8 protein-coding genes are annotated in these 8279 nt (G+C 55.7%); 2 read left to right on the top strand and 6 right to left on the bottom strand.

Translation table 11 applies throughout. The features are described from left to right. Window positions 1-347: 347 nt before the first annotated feature. From purT to KYE_RS06090, 4 genes are read right to left on the bottom strand one after another with little or no spacing between them, the layout of a single operon-like run. Complete coding sequence (gene purT, locus KYE_RS06105) at window positions 348-1538, bottom strand: formate-dependent phosphoribosylglycinamide formyltransferase (protein WP_008171482.1); 1191 nt, start codon at window positions 1536-1538, stop codon at window positions 348-350. Between the two features lie 18 nt (window positions 1539-1556). After that, window positions 1557-1745, bottom strand: a complete 189-nt coding sequence (locus tag KYE_RS06100; protein ID WP_008171481.1) for a DUF1289 domain-containing protein — start codon at window positions 1743-1745, stop codon at window positions 1557-1559. Then, window positions 1742-2275: a gamma carbonic anhydrase family protein gene (locus KYE_RS06095; RefSeq protein WP_008171478.1), complete on the bottom strand. Its 534-nt coding sequence runs from the start codon at window positions 2273-2275 to the stop codon at window positions 1742-1744. Before KYE_RS06095 ends, KYE_RS06100 begins: the two co-directional genes overlap by 4 nt. A gap of 2 nt (window positions 2276-2277) precedes the next feature. Then, entirely contained in the window at window positions 2278-2865 is a 588-nt protein-coding gene (locus KYE_RS06090; RefSeq protein WP_008171474.1) for an NUDIX hydrolase, read from the bottom strand. A 97-nt stretch (window positions 2866-2962) separates the two neighbouring features. On the opposite strand from KYE_RS06090, the gene KYE_RS06085 reads away from it, so the two are divergent. Next, window positions 2963-3514 (top strand): NUDIX hydrolase, encoded by a 552-nt coding sequence (locus KYE_RS06085; RefSeq protein WP_008171471.1) that lies wholly within the window; start codon window positions 2963-2965, stop codon window positions 3512-3514. Between the two features lie 9 nt (window positions 3515-3523). On the opposite strand, the gene KYE_RS06080 is transcribed toward KYE_RS06085, so the two are convergent. Then, window positions 3524-3835, bottom strand: coding sequence for a YqfO family protein (locus KYE_RS06080; protein ID WP_008171470.1), 312 nt, complete (start codon window positions 3833-3835; stop codon window positions 3524-3526). On the opposite strand from KYE_RS06080, the gene KYE_RS21890 reads away from it, so the two are divergent. Continuing rightward, a complete protein-coding gene (locus KYE_RS21890; protein WP_141201893.1) occupies window positions 3828-4202 on the top strand; it encodes a hypothetical protein in 375 nt (124 codons plus the stop codon). The two genes, KYE_RS06080 and KYE_RS21890, sit on opposite strands and share 8 nt — an antisense overlap. Window positions 4203-4251: 49 nt before the next feature. Here KYE_RS21890 and purL read toward each other — a convergent pair whose 3' ends face one another. Further along, window positions 4252-8157 carry a phosphoribosylformylglycinamidine synthase gene (gene purL / locus KYE_RS06075; RefSeq protein WP_008171469.1) on the bottom strand — a complete coding sequence of 1302 codons (3906 nt, stop codon included), beginning with the start codon at window positions 8155-8157 and terminating at the stop codon, window positions 4252-4254. Window positions 8158-8279 lie beyond the last annotated feature (122 nt).

Raw genomic sequence — 8279 nt, 5'->3', positions numbered from 1 at the left:
CGTATTCTACATCGTAACGCCGCCTTGTCAACCGTTTATTTTTCGATGTTTTCCGTCTCCGGAAAGCGCCGAAAAATGACCCGGCTTACTGCTTGTTTCGAGGCGCGCATTCTACAGTGAATCGCTTGCCTGTCAACTGCTTTCTGAAGAATTTTGAAACTCATTTTCTTTAGCGCTTTCAAACAGTTATCTTTCGATTTCTGAGCCGCCTCAGCGGTGCTCCCCTCGAAAGAGATGCGCATTTTACAGACCTGCCTGAAGGTGTCAACGGTTCGTTCCGAATTTTTTCGGAAATCGTCATCAAACCTTCATAAGCCTGGCTGATCAGAGCCAGGCCTGGGTGAACCTCACAGTTCAACGGTAATCGAATTTGCCGAGTCGCGAGCTTTCTTGCGCGCTTCATCCACCGTTGCGCCCTTCGCCAGGGCAACGCCCATTCGACGGCGCCCCTTCAACTCGGGCTTGCCGAACAAACGCAATTGAGTATCCGGCTCGGAAAGCGCTGTCTCAAGACCGGAATACGATACGGACGCCGAATCGCCCTCAGGAAGAATCACGGCTGATGCCGAGGGACCAGTCTGCCGTATCGCGGGAATGGGCAAACCCAGAATGGCTCGGGCATGCAGAGCAAATTCGGACAGGTCCTGTGAGACCAACGTAACCAGGCCAGTATCGTGCGGACGCGGCGAAACCTCGGAGAACCAGACATTGTCTTCCTTAACAAACAGCTCCACACCGTAGATGCCATAGCCACCGAGGTTTTCGACCACAGCGCGGGCAACTTCGGCCGAACGCTCGTAGGCCAGCGGGGCCATTGGCTGTGGTTGCCAGGATTCCCGATAGTCTCCATCTTCCTGCCTGTGCCCGATGGGCTCACAAAAAGATACGCCATCACGGTGCTTGACGGTGAGCAGGGTAATCTCATAGTCAAAGTCCACAAAGCCTTCGACAATCACCCTTCCCTTACCGGCACGCCCGCCAGACTGGGCATATTCCCAGGCCGCTTCAATATCATCCTCGGTCTTGACGGTACTCTGCCCCTTGCCCGACGAGCTCATGACCGGCTTTACCACAAGTGGCAGGCCTATTTCGTTCACGGCGGCAAGGTATTCTTCCCGGGTACCCGCAAAGCGGTAGGGTGAGGTAGGCAGCCCGAGCTCTTCAGCCGCGAGCCTCCGGATTCCTTCACGGTTCATGGTGAGGTTCACCGCTCTGGCGGTGGGGATGACGCGATAGCCTTCCTCTTCGAGCTTTACCAACTCCGGCGTGGCAATCGCTTCAATCTCCGGAACAATCAGATCCGGCTTTTCCTGTTCGATAACACTGCGCAGGCTGGCGCCGTCCAGCATGTCGATGACATGGCTCCGATGCGCCACCTGCATGGCAGGCGCATCCGCATATCTGTCGACAGCGATCACTTCGACGCCATAGCGCTGAAGTTCAATGACAACTTCCTTGCCAAGCTCACCGGATCCACAAAACAAAACCCTGAAGGCATTACCTTTAAGGGGAGTACCAATTCGAACTGAGTCAGTCATGATTTACCAACACCTATGTTAGCCGTGAATCAGGGAACCTTTTTCGCGCTCCGCCACTTTCCGGAGCACCTCGCGCCGTTCGTCGTCATCCATCCTGGTCCAGAGGGTGATCTCATCCCCACTTCGATGGCAGCCCACACAGATGTCATTTTCATCAAGCGCGCAGATGCTTACGCAGGGCGATCGAACCTTGTCAGCAACACTCATTTTTTCGGCTCGCAGGGCTTGAGCTCATCGGCGTAGCGGGCAGCATTCTGAACATAGTGCTGCGCACTCATTTCCAGCATCTTCTTCTGGCTATCGTTGAGCTCCCGCTTGATCTTGCCCGGCGAACCGACAACCATGGAGCCGTCAGGCACCTCCATTCCTTCGGGAATGAGAGCATTGGCGCCAATCAGGCAGTGCTTGCCAATCTTTGCTCCGTTCAGAACCACAGCATTTATGCCAATTAAAGAGTAATCACCAATCTCGCACCCATGGAGCATTACCTTGTGACCAACCGTTACACCCTTACCCAGAGTAAGAGGCATACCCGGGTCTGTATGCAGTACCGAACCGTCCTGAACATTTGTTTCAGGCCCAATGGTGATCCACTCGTTGTCACCACGTAGAACGGCATTGAACCAGACGCTGGCCTTATCCATCAGCCGGACACGGCCTATCACCGACGCGTTCTCGGCCACAAAGTGACCCTCACCTTCCAGTTCCGGCGTTCGGTCATTCAACTGGTAAAACATTCTCAGCCTCCTTCAGGCGGTTCAAGCAGATCGATTCCGGCATCGTACACAGCGTTCAGGAAGTCAACCAGAACCACTGCCGACAGGCCCCAGATCTCGTAGCGTTCCCAACGGTAGCAGGGTACGTAAAACGTATGGTTCAGGAAATCCAGAGCATCTGTGCGCTCCCGCCTGTCTTCCAGAAAAAACGATAGAGGCACGCGGAATACACTTTCGATTTCATGGGGGTTTGGCTCCAAAGGATGATCTCCGGGAATCACACCAACGTAAGGTGTAACTAGAATTCCGTAGCGGGACATCACCTGACTGAGCGGCGCAATTAGTTGTACTTGATCCGGCGGCAATCCGATCTCTTCATGGGTTTCACGTAACGCCGTTGCTGCCAGAGACGGATCTTCCGAATCCCTTTTGCCGCCGGGATAGGCGACCTGCCCGCGATGGGTGCTCAGATTCTCGGACCTGAGAGTAAAGATCATCTCCGGGTTTTTCAGATCGTCGGTTACCGGAACCAGTATGCCTGCCTCAGGATAATCCAGGGCCAACTGGCGCGGTGCATAGCCGGCCAGGCGCTCGGCAAGTAAATCACGCAATGTTCATCTCCACGGTACATCCGGAGGTTGGATGAGACAGAGGCAGCCGGGATCGTTAAACTGACTACCAAACCAATTTAAGTATACGGGGAAAATCATGAAGTACTGCAGCACATGCGGCCATCCGGTTGAACAACGCATCCCCGAAGGCGATAACCGTCACCGCTATGTCTGTGTCAGCTGCGATACCATACATTACCAGAACCCACGCATTGTCGCCGGCACGGTGCCCGTGTGGGAGGGCCAGATACTGCTGTGTCGCCGCGCTATCGAACCTCGCTATGGTTACTGGACGCTGCCTGCGGGTTTCATGGAGAACGCCGAAACCACCATCGAGGCCGCAGAGCGGGAAACGATGGAAGAGGCGCTTGCAGAGGTTAACATTGAAGGCCTCTATTCCATCATCGACGTCCCGCACATCAATCAGGTTCACATGTTCTACCGGGCCACACTGAAAGACGGTCAGTTTGGTGCAGGTGAGGAGTCCCTCGAATCCAGACTGTTCGGCCTGGACGAGATTCCCTGGGAAGAAATCTCGTTCCCGACCGTCAAGCGAACCCTGGAACTTTTCCTGTCTGACTACAGCCGCGAATCCTTCGGGGTTCACGTGAGTGATATCCGCCACCCCATGGCGAAAGACCGCAAGTAGCGCGGGCGACTACAATTCCTCCATTCGATAGATTTCGTAAGCGGGCTCCTCGTATGGGTGGGCCTGCTTGAGTGCCGCGAGAGCATCCTTTATCAGCTCGTCGGCGCAAACCAGCTCAACCTTGTATTCATCCACCGCTTCAATCTCCCCGGCATGACCGAGAAACGGATCGCTTCCTTCAAGCGGACGAAACTGCCCTCTTCCAAGACATTGCCAGGCACAGGAATCGTAATCACCGATTCGACCGGCGCCGGCATCGAACAATGCCTGTTTGGTTTTTTCGACGTGAGTCTCCGGAGCGAAATAACACATCTTGTACATCGAAAAACCTCCTTCAGGTCGGATATTTTTTGTACAGATTAATAGCTTAGATACTTACCCACAGAATCTGTGGATAACTCTGGGGAAAGTTTTTGGGAACACGCCCTCAAACCCCGTAATCACTGCACTTCCGTTAAATTGGCGACAAAATCACCTGATTCATTTATTCTATATTTTTCAATTGGTTATGACTTTTGAGCAAAAGTTGAACCAAATTCCCGCTCTTTGTGCACAGAACAAACAGGGAGGCACCAGCAATGTGCATAAAAATACTGAGTCAAGGGGATTTTTGCCATTTTTGCCGATTTTTTCCCTTGAAAAACGCCCAAAAAAAGGGCGCAAAACAAAAAAGCCGGCTTTGGAATAAACACTCATGTTGAGCGCACCCAAAACCGGCTTGTCACTGGAACGGAAAATCAGCCGAACCAGCGTCTCGCATTTCGGAACATGCGAATCCAGGAACCATCTTCCTGCCATTCTGAGGGGCGCCAGGAATGCTGGACAGCCCTGAACACTCGCTCGGGATGCGGCATCATGATGGTGACCCTGCCATCGCGCGTCGTCACACCAGTAATACCGGCTTCGGATCCATTCGGGTTGTAGGGATAGCGTACGGTCGCCTGCCCCCGATTATCCACATAGCGCAGCGCCACCAACTCGTTCTCGGAGAGAGCTTCTGCCGAGGTGCCGCTGGCAAACTCAACCCTGCCCTCGCCGTGAGCAACGGCAATCGGCATACGGGAACCGGCCATGCCATCCATGAACGCCGACGGTGACGGCATCACCTCAGCCATAACCAGGCGCGCCTCAAACTGCTCGGACTGGTTGCGTACGAAACGTGGCCAGCCCTCACTTCCCGGAATCAGTTCGTGAAGATTGGAGAGCATCTGACAGCCATTGCACACACCCAGCGCCAGCGTGTCCTGGCGATTAAAGAACGCCGCAAACTGGTCCCTGACGCGATCGCTGAACAGAATCGACTTGGCCCAACCCTCGCCAGCGCCCAGAACGTCACCGTAGGAGAAACCGCCACAGGCAACCAGGCTGTTAAAGCCTTCCAGCGTAACCCGGCCGGAGAGCAGATCGCTCATATGCACGTCGACAGAATCGAAGCCGGCACGGTCGAATGCGGCTGCCATCTCAACCTGACCATTGACACCCTGCTCCCGCAGAACCGCAACTTTTGGACGGGCTCCCTTGTTGATATAAGGGGCAGCCACGTCGTCGTTGATGTCGTAAGAGAGTTCGGCGTGGAGACCGGGATCCTCTGCGTCAAGCAGGTTATCGAATTCTTCACGAGCGCAATCGGCGTTATCCCGGAGCGACTGAACACGGTAACTGGTCTCGGACCACAGGCGCTGGAGCTCCACCCGGGATTCATCCACCACAGTGCTACCTTCGAAGGTCAGGCGAAGGTTGTCAGTATCATTCGGGCTACCGATAACACTGATGTAATCCCCAAGACCCGCGGCAGAGAACTGCTGCAGGACAAAACCGGTGTCTTCCCTGCGTACCTGGATGACGGCACCCAGCTCTTCATTAAAAAGTTCCCGGGCAAACTGACTGCGATCCTCGGCGAGGCCATCCAGCTTGATATCAACCCCACAGTGGCCGGCGAAACACATTTCAGCAAGGGTGACGAACAGGCCGCCGTCTGAACGATCGTGATAGGCCAGGAGCTTACCGTCGCTGTTCAGACCCTGAATAACCGCAAAGAAAGCCTTGATGTCCTCCGGGTCATCCAGATCCGGTGCAACTGCACCGACCTGACGGTAAACCTGAGCCAGAGCGGAGCCCCCGAGGCGGTTCTGGCCAGCAGCAAGATCCACGAGGATCAGATCTGTCTCGCCAGCATCCTTGACCAGCTGTGGAGTCAGCGTCCTGGCAACATCAATAACCGGTGCAAAACCACTGACAATCAATGAAAGCGGTGCAGTCACGCTTTTCTGTTCGCCGCTGTCTTCTTCCCACATGGTCTTCATGGACATGGAGTCCTTGCCGACGGGGATCGTGATTCCAAGCTCCGGGCACAATTCCATGCCTACGGCGCGAACGGTCTCGTAGAGATTCTCATCTTCACCCGGGTGGCCAGCAGCGGCCATCCAGTTTGCAGAGAGCCGGATATCGGACAACTTGCCGATCGGCGCTGCCGCCATATTGGTAATCACTTCACCGACGGCCATGCGACCGGACGCGGGCGCATCGATCGTGGCGACCGGCGTGCGCTCGCCCATGGCCATTGCTTCACCGGTGCGAACATCGAAGGAGGTGGCCGTCACAGCCACATCAGCGACCGGAACCTGCCAGGGCCCAACCATCTGATCCCGAGCAACCAGGCCGGTAATGGTCCGGTCGCCAATGGTGATCAAAAAGCTCTTGGAGCCAACAGACGGCAGACGCAGAACGCGGCGAATGGCATCATCCAGATCGATTTTGGTGGAGTCGAAAATGGGCTTCGTAAACGAAGCGCGGCTGACACTCCGATGCATGCGTGGCGGTTTGCCGAACAGCACTTCCATCGGCAGATCAACCGGCTTGTCGTCGAAGTAGGAATCGCCCAGTTCCAAATGATGAGCTTCTGTCGCCTCGCCTATCACTGCATAGGGGCAGCGCTCGCGGCGGCACAGGGCGTCAAATTGCTCCAGGTTTTCCGGAGCCACTGCCATCACATACCGTTCCTGGGATTCGTTACACCAGATTTCCAGCGGAGACATTCCCGGCTCGTCACTGGGAATGTCGCGAAGCTCGAATTTACCGCCGCGACCGCCATCTTTGACAAGCTCAGGCATAGCGTTGGACAGACCACCGGCGCCCACATCATGGATGAACGCGATAGGGTTCCTGTCGCCCATCTGCCAGCAGCGGTCGATAACTTCCTGGCACCGACGCTCCATCTCGGGGTTGTCCCGCTGCACTGACGCAAAGTCCAGATTTTCGTTACTGGAGCCCGAGTCCATGGACGAAGCCGCGCCACCGCCCAGACCGATCAGCATGGAGGGCCCGCCCAACACGATGAGTTTCGCGCCCACCGGGATATTGCCCTTTTCAACATGCTCCTCACGAATGTTGCCAAGGCCACCGGCAATCATGATCGGCTTGTGGTAACCGCGGACTTCTTCGCCGGCGGCTCCGGGCACTTTTTCTTCAAAGGTCCGGAAGTAACCCGCCAGGTTGGGGCGTCCGAATTCGTTATTGAATGCCGCACCACCAATAGGCCCTTCAATCATGATGTCGAGCGGTGAAGCAATGCGTTCAGGTTTGCCGTAGTTGATTTCCCATGGCTGAGGATCATCTGGCAGATTCAGGTTGGAGACTGTGAAACCAGTCAGACCCGCCTTGGGCTTGGAACCCCGGCCAGTAGCACCTTCGTCGCGAATTTCGCCGCCGGAGCCCGTGGCGGCGCCGGCGGCAGGAGCAATCGCCGTCGGGTGGTTGTGCGTTTCCACCTTCATCAGAATATGAATGTCTTCTTCGTTATATCCGTAGACACCCGTCTCGGGATCCGGGAAGAAGCGGCCACCACGACTACCCCGAATAACCGAGGCATTGTCCTTGTAGGCGGATAGCACGCCCTCGCTGTTCATTTCAAAGGTATTCCGGATCATGGCGAACAGGGATTTTTCCTGACCCTCGCCGTCAATATCCCAGGACGCGTTGAATATCTTGTGGCGACAATGCTCGGAGTTCGCCTGGGCGAACATCATGAGTTCCACGTCAGTCGGATCCCGCTCAAGATCCGTGAAGGACTTAACCAGGTAGTCAATTTCATCTTCGGCAAGCGCCAGCCCCAGGCGCGAGTTGGCTTCCACCAGGGCATCGCGGCCACCAGCGAGAACTGGCACCCTTCCCAGGAGCCGAGGCTCTTCATGGCTGAACAACAGCTCTGCGCCGCCCATCTCATGAAATACTTTCTGGGTCATGCGGTCATGCAGCAGCGCTGCGATTTTCTCGCGTTGTTCCAGGCCAAGCTTGCGCCCCGAACGAATGTAATAGGCCGTGCCCCGCTCAATCCGATGTATCTGCCGAAGGCCACAGTTTCGGGCGATGTCCGTTGCCTTGCTGGACCAGGGCGAGAGCGTGCCGGGGCGAGGCACAACCAGGAAAAGCACGCCGTCAGGCTCTTCCACCGGCACACTCGGGCCATAGGTCAGGAGCCGGTCCAGAATAGCTTGCTCCGCGTCCGAGAGGTCTGCCTCCAGGTCAACAAAGTGCATGAACTCAGCATAAACATGCTCGATTTCAGGCACGATATCCTGAATTCGGGAATGCAATTTGCGGGAGCGGAATGGCGAGAGCGCGGGAGCGCCGCGAAGTTCAAGCATGATATCAACCTGTATCGCGCGAAACGGGGAAGTCTAGGTGCAATTTGAAAGGCCGACATGATACTCGAAAGCGGGGTCAGGATACAGCGCTTGAGGCGTTAATCCCGGGCTGTACAATTAAC

The sequence above is a fragment of the Marinobacter manganoxydans MnI7-9 genome (assembly GCF_000235625.1).
In the GTDB taxonomy this organism is placed as follows: domain Bacteria; phylum Pseudomonadota; class Gammaproteobacteria; order Pseudomonadales; family Oleiphilaceae; genus Marinobacter; species Marinobacter manganoxydans.
The sequence above is the reverse complement of the archived record's forward strand: the minus strand, read 5'-3'. Positions and strand labels throughout refer to the sequence as shown.